Annotated in this window: 14 protein-coding genes; 8 read left to right on the forward strand and 6 right to left on the reverse strand. The window is 71.0% G+C overall.

Going from position 1 to position 15492, the window contains the following annotated elements:
- Nucleotides 1-138 precede the first annotated feature (138 nt).
- The 6 genes from ACFYPA_RS13750 (at nucleotide 139) to ACFYPA_RS13775 (ending at nucleotide 5100) form a co-directional block, all read left to right on the forward strand.
- The gene (locus ACFYPA_RS13750) at nucleotides 139-1980 is read left to right on the forward strand and encodes a phosphatidylglycerol lysyltransferase domain-containing protein (protein WP_359318243.1); all 1842 of its coding nucleotides are present in this window, start codon (nucleotides 139-141) and stop codon (nucleotides 1978-1980) included.
- A 93-nt stretch (nucleotides 1981-2073) separates the two neighbouring features.
- Nucleotides 2074-2871, forward strand: coding sequence for a dihydropteroate synthase (gene folP / locus ACFYPA_RS13755; protein ID WP_359081072.1), 798 nt, complete (start codon nucleotides 2074-2076; stop codon nucleotides 2869-2871).
- On the forward strand, nucleotides 2868-3350 hold the full coding sequence (locus ACFYPA_RS13760) for a nuclear transport factor 2 family protein (protein WP_359318245.1): 483 nt from the start codon (nucleotides 2868-2870) through the stop codon (nucleotides 3348-3350). Before folP ends, ACFYPA_RS13760 begins: the two co-directional genes overlap by 4 nt.
- 212 nt (nucleotides 3351-3562) lie before the next feature.
- Entirely contained in the window at nucleotides 3563-3922 is a 360-nt protein-coding gene (gene folB, locus ACFYPA_RS13765) for a dihydroneopterin aldolase (RefSeq protein ID WP_326736961.1), read from the forward strand.
- Nucleotides 3919-4530, forward strand: coding sequence for a 2-amino-4-hydroxy-6-hydroxymethyldihydropteridine diphosphokinase (gene folK, locus ACFYPA_RS13770; protein ID WP_359318247.1), 612 nt, complete (start codon nucleotides 3919-3921; stop codon nucleotides 4528-4530). Before folB ends, folK begins: the two co-directional genes overlap by 4 nt.
- Nucleotides 4531-4617: 87 nt before the next feature.
- Entirely contained in the window at nucleotides 4618-5100 is a 483-nt protein-coding gene (locus ACFYPA_RS13775) for a DUF3180 domain-containing protein (RefSeq protein ID WP_359080609.1), read from the forward strand.
- Nucleotides 5101-5324: 224 nt separating this feature from the next.
- Here the strand turns inward: ACFYPA_RS13775 and folE are convergent, their stop codons facing one another.
- The 6 genes from folE to dacB form a co-directional block, all read right to left on the reverse strand.
- Nucleotides 5325-5930: a GTP cyclohydrolase I FolE gene (gene folE / locus ACFYPA_RS13780; protein ID WP_359080611.1), complete on the reverse strand. Its 606-nt coding sequence runs from the start codon at nucleotides 5928-5930 to the stop codon at nucleotides 5325-5327.
- A gap of 207 nt (nucleotides 5931-6137) precedes the next feature.
- Nucleotides 6138-8162: an ATP-dependent zinc metalloprotease FtsH gene (gene ftsH, locus ACFYPA_RS13785; protein ID WP_359080613.1), complete on the reverse strand. Its 2025-nt coding sequence runs from the start codon at nucleotides 8160-8162 to the stop codon at nucleotides 6138-6140.
- 196 nt (nucleotides 8163-8358) lie between these two features.
- Nucleotides 8359-8898, reverse strand: coding sequence for a hypoxanthine phosphoribosyltransferase (hpt, locus tag ACFYPA_RS13790; protein WP_359081074.1), 540 nt, complete (start codon nucleotides 8896-8898; stop codon nucleotides 8359-8361).
- Between the two features lie 99 nt (nucleotides 8899-8997).
- Nucleotides 8998-10089, reverse strand: coding sequence for a tRNA lysidine(34) synthetase TilS (gene tilS / locus ACFYPA_RS13795; protein ID WP_359318250.1), 1092 nt, complete (start codon nucleotides 10087-10089; stop codon nucleotides 8998-9000).
- 199 nt (nucleotides 10090-10288) lie between these two features.
- Complete coding sequence (locus ACFYPA_RS13800; protein ID WP_359080616.1) at nucleotides 10289-11422, reverse strand: zinc-dependent metalloprotease; 1134 nt, start codon at nucleotides 11420-11422, stop codon at nucleotides 10289-10291.
- A 120-nt stretch (nucleotides 11423-11542) separates the two neighbouring features.
- Nucleotides 11543-13048: a D-alanyl-D-alanine carboxypeptidase/D-alanyl-D-alanine-endopeptidase gene (dacB, locus tag ACFYPA_RS13805; protein WP_389131795.1), complete on the reverse strand. Its 1506-nt coding sequence runs from the start codon at nucleotides 13046-13048 to the stop codon at nucleotides 11543-11545.
- A gap of 86 nt (nucleotides 13049-13134) precedes the next feature.
- Between dacB and ACFYPA_RS13810 the strand changes: the two genes are divergently transcribed.
- Both ACFYPA_RS13810 and ACFYPA_RS13815 read left to right on the forward strand, forming a co-directional pair.
- Nucleotides 13135-13629: an inorganic diphosphatase gene (locus tag ACFYPA_RS13810; RefSeq protein WP_123525235.1), complete on the forward strand. Its 495-nt coding sequence runs from the start codon at nucleotides 13135-13137 to the stop codon at nucleotides 13627-13629.
- Between the two features lie 143 nt (nucleotides 13630-13772).
- Nucleotides 13773-15467: a threonine/serine exporter family protein gene (locus ACFYPA_RS13815; protein WP_359080620.1), complete on the forward strand. Its 1695-nt coding sequence runs from the start codon at nucleotides 13773-13775 to the stop codon at nucleotides 15465-15467.
- The last annotated feature ends 25 nt before the right edge of the window (nucleotides 15468-15492 follow it).

Here is a 15492-nt window from a genome sequence, read left to right on the forward strand (position 1 = left end):
CGGGAAAACTTTCTTGTCAGGAAATTTCCGGGTCATGGATGAACCCATCACCCGGAAGCCTCGTCCTAGAGGTCGCACATCGTCCGTAGGGCTCCAGCCGACGGACTCCAAGAATCTCTCGCGGAACCACGGGTAGCGATGTCTGTCACGCTAGATGGGGATAAATCGGGATCGGTTCCGAACGGTGTACGGAAGTTCGTACGCGGACCGCGACCCGAGACCGTACCGGCACTCGTCGGTGCCGCCTGCACGGCCGTCGGCCTGATCGACGTCGCCGCGGGCGTCTTCCCGCGCTTCCGGCACAGCCGGATGCACACCTTCGCCGAGGTGCTCCCCGGCGCCCTCGGCCCCTTCGCCGCCGCGCTCTCGCTGAGCGCCGGCGTCCTGCTGCTGCTCCTGGCCCACGGCCTGAAGCGGCACAAGCGCCGCGCGTGGCGAGCCGCCGTCGTCCTGCTCCCGGCCGGTGCGGTGGCCCAGTTCGCCTACCGGCACTCGGTACTGGGCGCGGTCGTCTCACTGACGCTGTGTTACCTGCTCGTACGCCACCGGAGTGAATTCGCCGCGCTCCCCGACCCGCGCAGCCGCTGGCGGGCCCTGGCCAACTTCGTGCTGCTCGGCGCGGGTTCGCTCGGGCTCGGCCTGGTCATCGTCAGCGTCCACCCGAGCCGCCTGGTCGGGAACCCCAGCATCGCCGACCGGCTCCAGCACGTGCTGTACGGGCTGTTCGGCTTCGAGGGCCCGGTCGACTACGCCGGCGACACCTCCTGGACCGTGGGCTACTCCCTGGGCGCCCTCGGGCTGCTGACCGCCGTCACCACGATCTACCTCGCGTTCCGCCCCGAGCACCCGGCCGCCCGTCTCACCGAGGACGACGAGGCCCGGCTGCGCACCCTGCTGGAGCGGCACGGCGGCCGCGACTCGCTGGGCCACTTCGCGCTCCGCCGCGACAAGGCCGTGGTCTTCTCGCCCAGCGGCAAGGCCGCCGTCTGCTACCGCGTGGTGTCCGGGGTGATGCTGGCCAGCGGCGACCCGATCGGCGACGTGGAGGCCTGGCCCGGTGCCATCGAGCGCTTCATGGACGAGGCCAGGGCCCACTCCTGGACCCCCGCCGTGATGGGCTGCGGCGAGACCGGCGGCGAGGTCTGGACCCGGGAGACGGGCCTCGACGCCCTGGAGCTCGGCGACGAGGCGGTGGTGGACGTCGCGGATTTCTCGCTCGCCGGACGCGCGATGCGCAACGTGCGCCAGATGGTGAAGCGCATTGAGCGCAACGGCTACGAGACGCGGGTCCGGCGCGTGGCCGACATCGGCGAGGCGGAACTGACCCGCATCCGGCGGGCCGCCGCCGACTGGCGCGGCACGGACACCGAGCGCGGCTTCTCCATGGCACTGGGCCGGATCGGCGACGCCGCCGACGAGGACTGCTTCGTCGCCACCGCCCACAAGGCCGACGAGCGGGACGCCGACTCCCCGTACGGCGATCTGAAGGCCGTGCTCCACTTCGTCCCGTGGGGCACCGACGGCATGTCCCTGGACCTGATGCGCCGCGACCGCGCCGCGGACCCGGGGATGAACGAGCTGCTGATCGTCGCCTCCCTCCAGGCCGCGCCCCGGCTCGGCATCACGCGCGTCTCACTGAACTTCGCGATGTTCCGTTCCGCCCTGGCCCGCGGCGAGAAACTGGGCGCCGGCCCGGTGCTGCGCGTCTGGCGGGGGCTGCTGGTCTTCCTGTCGCGCTGGTTCCAGATCGAGTCCCTGTACAAGTTCAACGCCAAGTTCCGGCCCCGCTGGGAGCCCCGCTTCGTGGTCTACCGCACCGCCCGCGACCTGCCCCGCATCTCGCTGGCCGCGATGCAGGCCGAGGGCTTCGTGAACTTCGCGCTCCCCAGCCCGCTGGCCCGCCGGCTGCCGGCGGGCGGGCGCCGCCCCTGCGCACACGTGCGGGTCACGGCCGGGGAGCAGCACGTCCACGCGGCGTGACGGGCCCGCGTGCGGGCCTAGGCTGGTCGTATGAGTACGTTGCAAGGACGAGGCACGGTGCAGGGCCTGCCGGAGTGGGACCGCTGCGCGGTCATGGGTGTCGTCAACGTGACGCCCGACTCCTTCTCCGACGGGGGCCGCTGGTTCGACACCACGGCGGCCGTCAAGCACGGCCTCGACCTGGTCGGCGAGGGCGCCGACCTGGTCGACGTCGGCGGTGAGTCGACCCGTCCCGGCGCCAGCCGGGTGGACGAGGCCGAAGAGCTGCGGCGGGTGGTCCCGGTCGTCCGCGGCCTGGCCTCGGAAGGGGTCACGGTCTCCGTGGACACCATGCGGGCCCGGGTCGCCGAACAGGCCGTCGCCGCGGGAGCGGTCCTGGTCAACGACGTGAGCGGCGGACTCGCCGACCCGGACATGATCCCGGTCGTCGCCGCGGCCGCGGTGCCGTTCGTCGTCATGCACTGGCGCGGCTTCAGCGAGTCCATGAACAGCAGGGCGGTGTACGGGGACGTCGTCGCCGAGGTCGTCGAGGAGCTGCGGGTCCGGATGGACGCCGTGGTCGCCGGGGGTGTCGCCCCCGAACGGATCGTGATCGACCCGGGCCTCGGATTCGCCAAGGACGCCGCGCACGACCTGTCGCTCATCGCCCGGCTGGACGCGTTGCACGGCCTCGGCCGCCCCCTGCTGGTCGCCGCCTCCCGCAAGCGGTTCCTGGGCCACGTACTGGCCGGTGAGGGCGCCGCCCCGCCGCCCGCCCGCGAGCGTGACGCGGCCACCGCCGCGGTCTCCGCGCTCTCCGCCCGGGCCGGTGCCTGGGCCGTCCGGGTCCACGAGGTACGGGCCACCGCCGACGCCGTCCGGGTCGCCCGCGCCGTCGAGGGAGCCGCGTGAACGGGCCGCAGGACGAGCAGGCCTCCGCCGCCGACGACATCGAGGCGGTCGAGCGGGCCAACACCGCCTTCTACGAGGCCATGGAACGGGGCGACCTCGACGAACTGACCGCGCTCTGGCTGCCCGGGGAGGACCTCACCGTCTCCTGCGTCCACCCCGGCTGGCCGGTGCTCACCGGCCGCGGTGAGGTGCTGCGCAGTTACGCCCTGATCATGGCGAACACCGAGTACATCCAGTTCTTCCTGACCGATGTCGGGGTCTCCATGACGGGCGACACCGCCCTGGTGACCTGCACCGAGAACATCCTCAGCGGCGGTCCGGCCGAGGAGGGCAGCTCGCTGGGGCCGCTCGTGGGCCAACTGGTCGTCGCGACCAACGTGTTCCGCCGCACTCCGGACGGCTGGAAGCTCTGGTCCCACCACGGCTCGCCCGTACTGGCCGAAACCGATGAGGAAGAGGACGAAGAACCCTCGTCCTGAGTGGGTACAACGCCGATAAGGGCGCCGGAGGCGGCTCGGCCGGATTGAATCCGGGCGCATCGGGGTATCAGCGGCTACCAGTCCCGTACCACCGTGTCCATAGCCCCCGCGGGGAAGCCCTGTCGGTGCTCGCAGGTAGATTCGGAAAAGGGTACGCAGCCGCCCGCACGCGGTTCCGTGCCCCTTCGACAACAACAGCAGGAGTGATTCGCGTGGATCGTGTCGCGCTGCGCGGCCTCAAGGCCCGTGGGCACCATGGCGTCTTTCCCCGGGAACGGGAAGAGGGACAGACGTTCATCGTGGACCTGGTGCTCGGCCTCGACACCCGCCCCGCGGCAGCCGCCGACGACCTCACGAAGACCGTGCACTACGGCGTGGTCGCCGAGGAGGTCGTCGCCGTGGTCCAGGGCGAGCCGGTCGACCTGATCGAGACGCTCGCGGAGCGCATCGCGCAGCAGTGCCTCAAGCACGAAGGCGTCGAGGAGGTGGAGGTCGTGGTCCACAAGCCGGACGCACCCATCACCGTCCCCTTCGACGACGTCACCGTCACCATCACCCGGAGCCGAGCATGACTGCATTTTCCACCGAGGGGCAGAGCGACCCGACCGTCCAGCCGGTTCCCGCGTCCGTGGTCGAGCAGGTGGACGCCGCGGACATCACCCTCTCCAACCCCCAACGCGCCGTGATCTCCCTGGGCTCCAACCTGGGCAACCGCCTGGAGACCCTCCAGGGCGCCATCGACGCCCTGGAGGACACCCCCGGCCTGAGGGTCAAGGCCGTCTCCCCGGTGTACGAGACGGAGCCGTGGGGCGTCGACCCCGGCTCCCAGCCCTCGTACTTCAACGCGGTCGTCGTCGTGAAGACGACGCTGCCCCCGTCCTCGCTCCTGGAGCGCGGACAGGCCATCGAGGAGGCCTTCGACCGGGTCCGTGAGGAGCGCTGGGGGCCCCGCACCATCGACGTGGACATCGTCGCGTACGCCGACGTCGTCTCCGACGACCCGGAGCTCACCCTCCCCCACCCCCGGGCCCGTGAGCGCGCCTTCGTCCTCGCCCCGTGGCACGACGTGGATCCCGGGGCGCAGCTGCCCGGTGCCGGCCCGGTCGCCGACCTGCTGGCCGGTGTGGGACGCGAGGGCGTACTGCCCCGGACCGACCTGGAACTCCGGCTGCCCGAGTAGTCGTTAGGCTCGAAGGAGACAGCAGGACGTCCACAGGGGCGTCCACAGGCACAGGACAGCCACAGGCGGCGAAGGGCGGCTCACCCGGTGAAGCAACTACGGCTCGGAGTACTGGCCGGCCTCTTCGCCGGTGCCGGGGTGCTGTCCTGGGCCGGCGCCCGCCTCTGGAGCTCCCTCGGCACCCTGCCGAGCGTGCCGCTGGCCGCACCCATCGTGCTCGCGGTGATCGCGGTGGTCCTGCTGGCGACGGCGCTCTCCATCCGCTCCCGGCTGCGCGCCCAGCGCGAGCGCCGGCCGGGCGCGAAGGGCGTCGAACCCCTGATGGCGGCCCGTGCCGTGGTCTTCGGTCAGGCCAGCGCCCTCGTCGTCTCCCTGGTCTCCGGGCTGTACGGCGGCGTCGGGGTCTTCCTGCTCGGCTCCCTCGACAACCCTCCCCGCCGCGACCAGGCCATCTACGCGGGCTTCGCGGTCCTGGCCGGCATCGCGGTGATCGCCGCTGCCCTCTTCCTGGAGCGCGTCTGCAAGCTCCCGGACGACGAGGACGACAACAAGAACGCGGCGGCGGCCTAGGACGTGTTTCGAAAGTCCCGCCTGTCCGGCGCGCGGCGTCAGATGCGGTGCGTCGCAAGGCGGAGGGGCGTCCGCATACCGGATGTATTCGGGCGTTCCGACAACGGAGGGGATCCCCCCGTGCCGTTGAGGCTACGGGGGAGAGGTGCCGTAGCTGTCGGCGCGCGCCCGCCAGGGGTTACGGGACAGCCCTCGGCCCGCCGCCCGTTCCCCCGCCCGGAGCGTCAGCGCGCCATGATCAGGCTCATGGCCTCGGCGCGCGTCGCGGGGTCGCGGAGCTGTCCGCGGACCGCCGAGGTCAGCGTCTTGGCCCCGGGCTTGCGGATGCCACGCATCGACATGCACATGTGCTCGCACTCCACGACGACGATGACGCCGCGCGGCTCCAGGATCCCCATCAGCGACTCGGCGATCTGCGTGGTGAGCCGCTCCTGGACCTGCGGCCGGCGGGCGTAGACGTCCACCAGCCGGGCCAGCTTCGAGAGCCCGGTGATCTTTCCGCTCGTCGCCGGGATGTATCCGACGTGCGCCACTCCGCGGAACGGCACGAGGTGGTGTTCGCAGGTACTGAACACCTCGATGTCCTTGACCAGCACCATCTCGTCGTGACCGAGGTCGAACGTGGTCGTCAGGACGTCCTCGGGCTCCTGGTACAGGCCCGCGAATATCTCCTTGTAGGCACGCGCCACCCGCCCCGGCGTCTCCCGCAGGCCCTCCCGGTCCGGGTTCTCCCCGACGGCGATGAGCAGCTCGCGTACGGCCGCCTCGGCCCGCTTCTCGTCGAACTCGCCGATCGGGCCCTGGCCGTTCAGCGTCACCGGGTCGGTCATCTCTGCCTCGTTCCTCTGAGCTGTCACTGCGTGGGCATCCGCGCAGGTGTGGGGGCTGTCCGGCGGACCGGAGCCCCGACCCCGACCATGATCCGCCACAGGCCCCAACGGAAAAGCCGCGCCCCCACAGGCTAAAACCTGGGGGGCGCGGCATCCATTCCGGGCCCGGTGCAACCCCCGTGACAGGGGCCACACCGGGGTCGGTGTCTAGCTCTCGGGACGCTCCTCGGGGATCGCCTCGGTCACCGGAACCGTGTCCGTGACCGAGCCGTTCGCCGTGGTGGCGCCGTTGGTGAGGGCGAGCTCCTTCGGGGAGAGCACCGGCGGCCGGGTGGACGGCGTGCGCCGGGCGGAGCCGGTCCACGCCGGGCGGCCCGGACGCTTGACGATGGGAGCGAAGATCTCGGCGATCTCCTCCTTGCCGAGGGTCTCCTTCTCGAGGAGCTGGAGAACCAGGGCGTCCAGGACGTCACGGTTCTCGACGAGGATCTCCCACGCGTCGTTGTGCGCGGTCTCGATGAGCTTCTTGACCTCTTCGTCGACCAGCGCGGCGACCTCTTCCGAGTAGTCGCGCTGGTGGCCCATCTCGCGGCCCACGAACGGCTCGGTGTTGTCCCCACCGAACTTGATCGCGCCGAGCCGCTCCGTCATGCCGTACTGCGTGACCATCGCGCGGGCCGTTGCCGTGGCCTTCTCGATGTCGTTCGCAGCGCCGGTCGTCGGGTCGTGGAAGACCAGCTCCTCGGCCGCGCGCCCGCCCAGCATGTAAGCCAGCTGGTCGAGCATCTCGTTGCGCGTCGTGGAGTACTTGTCCTCCTCCGGGAGCACCATCGTGTAACCGAGGGCGCGACCGCGGGAGAGGATCGTGATCTTGTGGACCGGGTCCGACTGAGGTGAGGCCGCCGCGACCAGGGCGTGTCCGCCCTCGTGGTACGCGGTGATCTTCTTCTCCTTCTCGGACATGATCCGGGTCCGCTTCTGCGGACCCGCCACGACGCGGTCGATGGCCTCGTCGAGCATGGCGTTGTCGATCAGCTTCAGATTGCCGCGCGCCGTGAGGAGCGCCGCCTCGTTCAGCACGTTCGACAGGTCGGCACCGGTGAATCCGGGCGTACGACGGGCAACGGCGCCGAGATCGACGTCCGGTGCGACCGGCTTGCCCTTCTGGTGGACCTTGAGGATCTCCAGCCGGCCCAGCATGTCCGGCCGGTCGACCGCGATCTGCCGGTCGAAACGGCCCGGACGCAGCAGCGCCGGGTCGAGGATGTCCGGCCGGTTCGTGGCGGCGATCAGGATGACGCCACCCTTCACGTCGAAGCCGTCCATCTCCACGAGCAGCTGGTTCAGCGTCTGCTCGCGCTCGTCGTGACCGCCGCCCATACCGGCACCGCGGTGCCGGCCGACAGCGTCGATCTCGTCGACGAAGACGATCGCCGGGGCGTTCGCCTTGGCCTGCTCGAAGAGGTCACGGACACGGGAGGCACCGACACCGACGAACATCTCGACGAAGTCGGAACCGGAGATCGAGTAGAACGGGACACCCGCCTCGCCGGCGACGGCGCGTGCGAGCAGCGTCTTGCCCGTACCGGGAGGCCCGTACAGCAGGACACCCTTGGGGATCTTGGCGCCGACGGCCTGGAACTTCGCCGGCTCCTGGAGGAACTCCTTGATCTCGTGGAGCTCCTCGACCGCCTCGTCCGACCCCGCCACGTCGGCGAACGTCGTCTTCGGAGTGTCCTTGGTGATCAGCTTGGCCTTGGACTTGCCGAACTGCATGACCTTGGAGCCGCCACCCTGCATCTGGTTCATCAGAAACAGGAAGACGACCACGATGAGGACGAACGGCAGCAGCGTGAAGAGGATCGAGACGAACGGGGACTGCTTCGACGGCGAGACGGTGTAACCCTTGTCGATGTCACCGCTCTCGAACTTCTTCTGCAGCGTGTCGGCGAGCTGGACGCCCTGGTTGCCGATGTAGCTCGCCTGGAACTTGCTGCCGGACTCGCCGGAGAGTTTCTGGCCGTCCTTCAGCTCGATCTTGATGATGTGATCGTCACCGGTGGTCAGCTTGGCCTGCTCCACCTGGTTCTTACTGATCGCCTGGATCACCTTGCCGGTGTCCACCGTCTTGTAGCCGCCACCCGAGCCGACGACCTGCATCAACACGACCACGGCGAGGACGGCCAGCACGATCCACATGACCGGCCCACGGAAGTATCGCTTCACGTCCATCCATACGGAGCGAAGTCGCCCCGTCCCTCCTGCCCGTAGGTAAATGCTGCTGTGAGTAAAGACTGTTCTTCGGACGGTACACCGGCATTGTCACCGACGACCGTCACGGACGTCTGTCAAACCCGCCTTCGAAGGCTCAACGGCGGGAAATCGGTGAGGGTTCCCCGCAGCCGCGGCGGGTTGGCCGGCGTAGCCGTCAGCCGCCGTACACGTGCGGGGCGAGGGTGCCGACGAAGGGGAGGTTGCGGTACTTCTCCGCGTAGTCCAGCCCGTAGCCGACGACGAACTCGTTGGGGATGTCGAAGCCGACCCACTTGCAGTCGAGAGCGACCTTCGCCGCGTCCGGCTTGCGCAGCAGGGTGCAGATCTCCAGCGATGCGGGCTCGCGCGAGCCCAGGTTCGACATCAGCCAGGACAGCGTCAGGCCCGAGTCGATGATGTCCTCGACGATCAGGACGTGCTTGCCCTTGATGTCGGTGTCCAGGTCCTTGAGGATCCGGACGACACCGGAGGACTGGGTGCCCGCGCCGTACGACGAGACGGCCATCCAGTCCATCGTGACGGGGGTGGACAGCGCGCGCGCCAGGTCCGCCATGACCATCACCGCGCCCTTGAGGACTCCGACGAGGAGCAGATCCCTGCCCGCGTACTCCGCGTCGATCTTGCCGGCCAGTTCGACGAGCTTGGCGTCGATCTCTTCCTTGGTGAGGAGCACCGACTGAAGGTCGGTGCCCATGTCCTTCTCGTTCACCCGCGTCTCTTTCTTTGCCTGCCGGGCCCGGGATGGTGTCCCGGGCCTGCGCGGCCGCTCGCCTGCATGTCAGCCGCTTGAACGTCAGCTCTGCCGAATCACCAGTCTGCCACCCTGGCGCAGGGCTTCGACGCGGCCGGGGAGGTTGATGGCCTGCTGGCCGCGCCAGCCGGTGATGAGGCGGTCGATCTCCTCGATGTGCCGGGCGAAGAGCGAACCGGCGGGGGAACCCGCCTCTATGGCCGCCCGGCGCAGGACGCGGCGGCGGACCGCGGGAGGCAGCGCGTGCAGCTTGGCGCACTCCAGCAGGCCCGCGTCGTCGCGTACATCACGTCCGGCCTCGGCGGCCCAGGTGTCCAGGGCGTCGGCGTCGTCGCGGGAGAGCTGCGCCGTACGGGCCAGTGCCCCGACGACGCCTTTGCCCAGCGCCTTCTCCAGGGCGGGCAGGCCCTCGTGGCGCAGCCGGGAGCGGGTGTAGGCGGGGTCGATGTTGTGCGGGTCGTCCCAGACGGGCAGGGACTGTGCCAGGCAGGCGGTGCGGGCGGTCTGCCGGTCGAGTTGGAGGAAGGGGCGGCGGTAGCGGCCGGCGGGTCCGGACGCGGCGGCCATGCCGGAGAGGGAGCGGATGCCGGAGCCGCGGGCGAGGCCCAGCAGCACCGTCTCCGCCTGGTCGTCGCGGGTGTGGCCGAGCAGGACGGCGGCGGCGCCGTGACGTTCGGCGGCGGCGTCCAGCGCCGCGTAGCGGGCGTCCCGGGCGGCTGCCTCCGGCCCGCCGTCGTGGCCGACCCGCACCGCGACGGCCTCGACCGGGTCGAGGTCCATGGCGGTGAGGCGGCCGACGACTTCGGTGGCGCGGGTGTCGGAGCCGTTCTGGAGGCCGTGGTCGACGGTGATGCCGCCGGCCCGGACGGCGAGTTTGCGGGCCTCGAAGGCGAGGGCGGAGGCGAGCGCCATGGAATCGGCGCCGCCGGAGCATGCCACCAGTACCAGGGGGGTATCGGTGCGTTCGGGAAGTGCGGGGCGCCGCCTGCCCGCCCCGGCTTCGGCGAGCTCGGGGTGCGGGGCGCGTCCGGCGTGCCCGGTGCGTTCGTTCTGGTCGGCGAATTCGGTGAGTACGTCGTGGAGTACGCGGCGGACCGCCAGGCGTATCGCCGCGACCGCAGGATGGGGACCCATGTCCGGTGCCCTTCGTGAAGGTTCTGGAGAGGTGCCTCCGAGTGCCGGACGGTGAAGTGCCGTCACTCAGAGTGCGTCGATGGTGACAGAGCAAACCCGTTCATCGAGCATTGCACGGCTTCCCATGCCTCTACGGTCCCTCGGATGGGTGATTACCGGCGCGTTGCCCTCGGATCCCCGGCTTGTGCACGAGCCGTGATCATGACTCTGCCCTACGGTGCACCCGCGCGATCCAGTCCTCCGGCTGGGCGATCTCCGCCTTGGTCGGGAGGGTGTTGGGCGAGGTCCAGACCCGGTTGAAGCCGTCCATCCCGACCTCGTCGACGACGGCGCGCACGAACCGCTCGCCGTCCCGGTACTGGCGCAGCTTGGCGTCGAGCCCCAGGAGCTTGCGCAGCGCCTGGTCGAGACGGCTCGCGCCGCGCGCCCTGCGCTGCTGGAACTTCTCCCGGATCTCGCCGACGGAGGACACCACCTCGGGGCCGACGCCGTCCATCACGTAGTCGGCGTGCCCCTCCAGGAGGGACATCACCGCGGTGAGCCGTCCGAGGATCTCCCGCTGGGCGGGTGTCTGGACGATCTCGACGAGGCTGCGGCCGCCGTCCTCGTCCTCCTCGCCCTCGGGCCGGCCGCCGGCCAGCGACTGGGCGGCCTCGCGGAGCCGTTCGAGCACCGTCATCGGGTCGACGTCGGTCTCGTCGAGGAATGACTGGATCTCGCCCTGCAGATGGTCGCGGAGCCAGGGCACCGCGGTGAACTGCGTGCGGTGCGTCTCCTCGTGCAGGGCGACCCAGAGGCGGAAGTCGTGCGGGTCCACCTCCAGCTCCCGCTCGACGTGCACGATGTTGGGCGCGACCAGCAGGAGCCTGCCGCCGCCGTCGGCCGAGGCCGGGAGGTCACGGGTGGCGGGGGCGAACGTCTCGTACTGGCCCAGCACACGGGAGGCCAGGAACGACAGCAGCATCCCCACCTCCACGCCGGTCACCTTGGAGCCGACCGCGCCGAGCACGGCGCCGCCCGCACCGCCGCCGCGCCGCTCCTCCATCTTCTCCAGGAGGGGGCGCAGCAGTTCCCGGAAGCCCGCGACGTTCGCCTTGATCCAGCCCGCCCGGTCGACGACCAGGACGGGGGTGTCCTCCGGCTCGGTCCCCTCCGGGATCATCCGGGTGAAGGAACGGACGTGCTCCTCCGCCGCCTTGGCATGCCTGCGCAGCTCCGCGACGACCTCGCGGGCCTCCTCGCGGCTGATCTCGGGACCCGGCCGCACAAGCCGGGTCGCTGTCGCGACCGCGAGATTCCAGTCGACCATCCCGGCACCACCGATGCTCGTCATGCGTCAACCGTACGTGCTCATCCCCGAGACCGACCGGCAAATGAGGGGCGGCGTCGCGGGGCCGGGCACGCACACCTGCCATTTGCCGGCCGGTCTTGATGCGGTGAGGTGTTGAGCCGCTCATCGCCTTCCGGCGGCCAGTGCGGTGGCGAGCGCGTCGAGGGCGGACTGGGCCTCGGCCGGGGCGGTGGTGCCCGACGCGAGGAAGGCGAACGCGAGCAGCCGGCCACGAGGGCCGACGACCGTGCCGGAGAGGGTGTTGACGCCCGTGAGGGTGCCGGTCTTGGCGCGGATCAGGCCGGTGCCGCCGGCCTTCGTGGTGTAGCGGTCGCTGAGCGTTCCGCTGAAGCCGGCCACCGGGAGGCCGGTGAGAACGGGGCGGAGCTCCGGGTGGCCCTGGTCGGCCGCGCGGGCCAGGAGCCCGGCGAGCAGGGCGGCGGTGACCTTGTCCTTGCGGTTGAGCCCGCTGCCGTCGGCGAAGACCACGCCCTTCAGCGGCAGACCCAGCTTCCTGAGCTGCGCGGTGACAGCCCGTCGGCCGCCGTCGAAGTCGGCCGGTTCGCCCGTGGCGAGCGCGGTCTGCCGGGCGAGTGCCTCGGCGATGTCGTTGTCGCTGTTGGTCAGTGCGCGCTCGACGAGGGCGGACAGCGGGGCGGACAGATGCGTGGCCAGCGGCTGTGACTTCGCGGTGGCCCGGCCGGGGGCGGCGCCGTCCCCGGTGGCGATCCCGGCCTCGTCCAGCAGTTCGCCGAACGCGTCGGCGGCGTCGCGGGCGGGGTCGTCGCTGCGTGGCGCGGGGCCGCTGGAGGTGTCGTCGAGCCGCCCCTCGTCCATCATCAGGGCGCTCATGGGGGCGATGTTCTCGTTGGGGCCGATCGGGTGGAGCGCGGGCCCGGAGTAGCCGGAGGTGTCGTACCGCAGGCGTACCGAGCGGACCCCGTCGTCCTTGAGGGCGCGGGCCGTGTCCGCGGCCAGGGAGCTCAGGCCGGCCCGGTCGAGGGTGGGGTCGCCGCCGCCGACCAGGGTCACGGTGCGCCGGTCGGCGGAGGCCCGGACGGTCGTGGGGATGCGGTGGGTGGGGCCGAGGGCCGTCAGCGCCGCGACCGTCGTGGCGATCTTGACGGTGGACGCGGGCGTCATGGGGATGTCGGCCCCCACGCCGTACAGCCGCTTCCCGGTGGCCGTGTCGATGACGACGGCACCGCGCCGGGTCCCGAGCGCCGGGTCCTTCAGCAGGGGGCCCAGCACGGCGCGGAGTTCGGCCGCCGCACCGTCCGGGGCGGCCGCCGCGGACGGCGCGGGGCTCGCGACGCCCGTACCTAGGGCCGCGAGCACGGCCGGGGCGCTGGGTGCCGGGGCCGGGCCCGCGGGATCGGTGGGCCGGTGATGTGCGCCACCTGTACCGGCCCGGGCAGCCGCCCAGTCCTGCTCGGCCTTACGCTGACCCGAGTCCCAGGGACCGGCGGCGAAGACGGCGCCGGCTGCGAGCGCCAGGCCCAGGACGGCGGAGACAGCCGTGAACTGCCGGTCACCCAGTCCGTCGCGCATGCCCAGGCGGCCCCTCAGGGCCGCCCTGTCAACGCGAGAGAACGGATTGATCGACGGTCTTTTCACCGGCTCGGCCACCGTTGACCAGCCCCTTTCGCGAGCACACAACTCCGTGGGGGACACTTAACCATCAGTCGTATGTGTTGATCATGGAGGAGCCACCCGTGGAGTTCGACGTCGTTATCGAGATCCCTAAGGGTTCGCGGAACAAGTACGAGGTGGACCACGAGACCGGTCGGATCCGCCTGGACCGTCGACTCTTCACCTCGACCAGCTACCCCGCCGACTACGGCTTCGTCGAGAACACCCTCGGCGAGGACGGCGACCCGCTGGACGCGCTGGTCATCCTGGAGGAGCCGACCTTCCCCGGCTGCCTCATCAAGTGCCGCGCGATCGGCATGTTCCGGATGACGGACGAGGCCGGCGGCGACGACAAGCTGCTGTGCGTGCCGGCCTCCGACCCCCGGGTGGAGCACCTGCGCGACATCCACCACGTGTCGGAGTTCGACCGCCTGGAGATCCAGCACTTCTTCGAGGTCTACAAGGACCTGGAGCCGGGCAAGTCCGTCGAGGGCGCCGACTGGGTCGGCCGGGTCGAGGCCGAGGCCGAGATCGAGAACTCGTACAAGCGCCTCGAGGCGCAGGGCGGCGCGCACTGACGTTCCGCTTGCGGTTCTGAACAGCTTTCGGGCGGTACACCTTCACGGGTGTGCCGCCCGTTCGCGTGGCCGCCCATGGGCGTGACCATACTGGGCAGGAGTGCGGCCGAGGAGACGCAGCTGACGAGGAACGAGGTCGAGTAGTGGCGGAACCGGGCGGTCCGGATGACCAGAAGCCCCAGTCGGACGAGGCGCGCAGCGCCTTCTCCCAGCCCGCCGGGGTCGGCAGGGCCGCAGCACCGTCGGACGAGGACCATCCGACGTCGGAGTTCTCCCTGCCGACCGGCATGACAGCCGAGCAGCAGGGGCCGTCATCCGGTTCGGGCACGGGTTCCGCTTCCGGTTCGGACACGGTCGGATCGGCCTTCGCCCCGCCGCGCACCTACGACGCCCGGAACTCCCCGCCCGCCTTCACGCCCGCGCACGGCATCCCGATGATCCGGCTGACCAAGGAGGCCCCTTGGCAGGACCGGATGCGCACGATGCTGCGGATGCCCGTCGCCGACCGCCCGGCACCGGAACCGGTCCAGCGGCACGACGACGCGGGCCCCGCCGTACCGCGCGTGCTCGACCTGACCCTGCGCATCGGGGAGCTCCTGCTCGCCGGCGGCGAGGGGGCGGAGGACGTCGAGGCGGCGATGTTCGCGGTGACCCGCAGCTACGGGCTCGACCGCTGCGAGCCCACCGTGACCTTCACGCTGCTGTCGATCTCGCACCAGCCGTCGCTGGTCGACGACCCGGTGACGGCGAGCCGCACCGTGCGCCGCCGGGGCACCGACTACACCCGGCTGGCCGCGGTCTTCCGGCTCATCGACGACATCACCACCGAAGAGGGCGAGATCTCGCTGGAGGAGGCCTACCGGCGCCTCGCGGAGATCCGCCGAAACCGGCATCCGTACCCCGGCTGGGTGCTCACCATGGCCGCCGGCGGGCTGGCGGGCGCGGCCTCGGTGCTGGTCGGCGGTGGGTTCGTGGTGTTCCTGATCGCCGCGCTCGGCGCGATGCTCGGTGACCGGCTGGCCTGGCTGTGTGCGGGACGCGGGCTGCCGGAGTTCTACCAGTTCGTCGTGGCCGCGATGCCGCCCGCCGCGATGGGCGTGGCGCTGACCCTCACCCACTGGTCGGACGTACGGCCCTCGGCGGTGATCACGGGTGGACTGTTCGCGCTGCTGCCGGGACGGGCCCTGGTCGCGGGTGTACAGGACGGTCTGACCGGCTACTACATCACCGCGTCGGCACGACTGCTGGAGGTCATGTACTTCTTCATCGCCATCGTCACCGGGGTGCTGCTGGCCCTCTACGGAGGGCTTCAGCTGGGTGCCGAGCTGGACCCGGAGGCGCGGTTCATCACCCATGACCGGCCGGTGATCCAGATCCTGGCGTCGATGGTGCTGACCCTGTCGTTCGCGATCCTGCTCCAGCAGGAGCGGGCCACGGTGCTGGCGGTGACGCTCAACGGCGGCGTGGCCTGGATCATCTACGGGGCGATGGCCCGGACGGGCGACCTCTCCGCGGTGGCGGCGACCGCCACCGCGGCCGGGCTCGTCGGCCTGTTCGGGCAGTTGTTCTCGCGCTACCGCTACACCTCGTCGCTGCCGTTCATCACGGCCGCGATCGGCCCGCTGCTGCCCGGCTCTGCCACGTACTTCGGTCTGCTGGGTGTCGCGCAGAACGAGCTGGACCGGGGGCTCGCCTCCCTGTCGACCGCGGTGGCGACGGCGCTGGCCATCGCGATCGGGGTGAACCTGGGAAGCGAGATCTCCCGGCTGTTCATGCGGGTGCCGGGTGCGGTCGGCGGAGCGAACCGCCGCGCGGCCAAGCGGACGCGCGGCTTCTGACGCGGGGCCCTGCGGTCCAGGACGG

The sequence above is a fragment of the Streptomyces sp. NPDC005775 genome (assembly GCF_042871565.1).
GTDB lineage: Bacteria > Actinomycetota > Actinomycetes > Streptomycetales > Streptomycetaceae > Streptomyces.

What these genes read in the sequence shown, in the direction of transcription:
- ACFYPA_RS13750 (WP_359318243.1), top strand. Translation starts at nt 139, where the DNA reads ATGTCTGTCACGCTAGATGGGGATAAATCGGGATCGGTTCCGAACGGT.
- ftsH (WP_359080613.1), bottom strand. Translation starts at nt 8,162, where the DNA reads ATGGACGTGAAGCGATACTTCCGTGGGCCGGTCATGTGGATCGTGCTG.
- folE (WP_359080611.1), bottom strand. Translation starts at nt 5,930, where the DNA reads ATGACCGACCCGGTGACGCTGAACGGCCAGGGCCCGATCGGCGAGTTC.
- hpt (WP_359081074.1), bottom strand. Translation starts at nt 8,898, where the DNA reads ATGGGCACCGACCTTCAGTCGGTGCTCCTCACCAAGGAAGAGATCGAC.
- ACFYPA_RS13800 (WP_359080616.1), bottom strand. Translation starts at nt 11,422, where the DNA reads ATGACGAGCATCGGTGGTGCCGGGATGGTCGACTGGAATCTCGCGGTC.
- folP (WP_359081072.1), top strand. Translation starts at nt 2,074, where the DNA reads ATGGGTGTCGTCAACGTGACGCCCGACTCCTTCTCCGACGGGGGCCGC.
- folK (WP_359318247.1), top strand. Translation starts at nt 3,919, where the DNA reads ATGACTGCATTTTCCACCGAGGGGCAGAGCGACCCGACCGTCCAGCCG.
- tilS (WP_359318250.1), bottom strand. Translation starts at nt 10,089, where the DNA reads ATGGGTCCCCATCCTGCGGTCGCGGCGATACGCCTGGCGGTCCGCCGC.